Below are 926 nucleotides of genomic sequence, written 5' to 3'. Positions count from 1 at the left end.
GTTCGTGCGGCCTGCTGTTCGGCGTACGATGCGATCCTGGTAGTGTGGTCAGTCATTAGTGAGTCCCTCCGGTGGCTCGACGTAGCCGCTGTATTCGGCCGCCAGTCGTGTGGTGTAGGCGACCGTCACGTCACGATCCTCGGCGACGGACTCCTCAACGAAGAGATCAAGCTCGTCGTGTGCAGCATCGCTCGCGTAGCCCGAGAGCGTCACCGACTTGTCGACCGGAAGGTCTGTGGTATTGACCATCCGGGCGTTCTGGAACGAGTCGTTTGAGACATCGGCGACGAGGTACTGGGTTGCGTTGCCATCGTCGCGGACGTGTGTGGTCTCGATGACGTTCCACGCCGATTCGTTGCCGCCGAAGCGGGCGTTGGTGTAGTCCTCAATCGACTCGTTGTGAGTGTTGAACGCCTGTTGAAGATCGGCGCGGTCGGCCAGTGCCTTCTCTCGATCCTCGTCAGTATCCGAGAGTGGGTCGAAGTTGCTGGCCCACCAGCGCGTCTTATCCAGTGTCGCCATCGCGGCTGCTGACCAGTCGATGCCATCCTCGTCAGTATCATCGAGGAAGTCACCGAGGACGCCACTGTCGTCTTGGGCCGCGACAGTTGCCGGCGCTGCACCAACGACACCGATAGTCAAGACTGCGGCGAGTAGGAGGCTCGCCGACCTGGTAGTATTCATAAACGCCCGTGTGAGGAGTCGAACCCCACTGCTCCGAACGGGCGGGTACTCTCTTGGGGAAGCACCGTGTAGGGGGTTTGAACAGCAGTTAATCAGTCGTTTTACGCTTCGAGTTCGTCAGCCACGAAGTCCGGGTTACCGTTGTAGTCAACACCGGCGCCAAGTGCAGTCGTCCAGACGGTCGTGCCGGACGCATCGTACTGGTCAGCGGTGAGCATGCTCCGGGCGTTCATGAACCCGAG

Annotated in this window: 1 protein-coding gene; it reads right to left on the bottom strand. The window is 60.3% G+C overall.

Translation table 11 applies throughout. The annotated features are described in order from the left end of the window. Positions 1 to 48: 48 nt before the first annotated feature. Positions 49 to 684, bottom strand: coding sequence for a hypothetical protein (locus ACFR9S_RS15025; RefSeq protein WP_143077005.1), 636 nt, complete (start codon positions 682 to 684; stop codon positions 49 to 51). Between the last annotated feature and the right edge of the window lie 242 nt (positions 685 to 926).

The sequence above is a fragment of the Halolamina salina genome (assembly GCF_042678005.1).
Lineage (GTDB): Archaea > Halobacteriota > Halobacteria > Halobacteriales > Haloferacaceae > Halolamina > Halolamina salina.
The sequence above is the reverse complement of the archived record's forward strand: the minus strand, read 5'-3'. Positions and strand labels throughout refer to the sequence as shown.

What these genes read in the sequence shown, in the direction of transcription:
- ACFR9S_RS15025 (WP_143077005.1), bottom strand. Translation starts at nt 684, where the DNA reads ATGAATACTACCAGGTCGGCGAGCCTCCTACTCGCCGCAGTCTTGACT.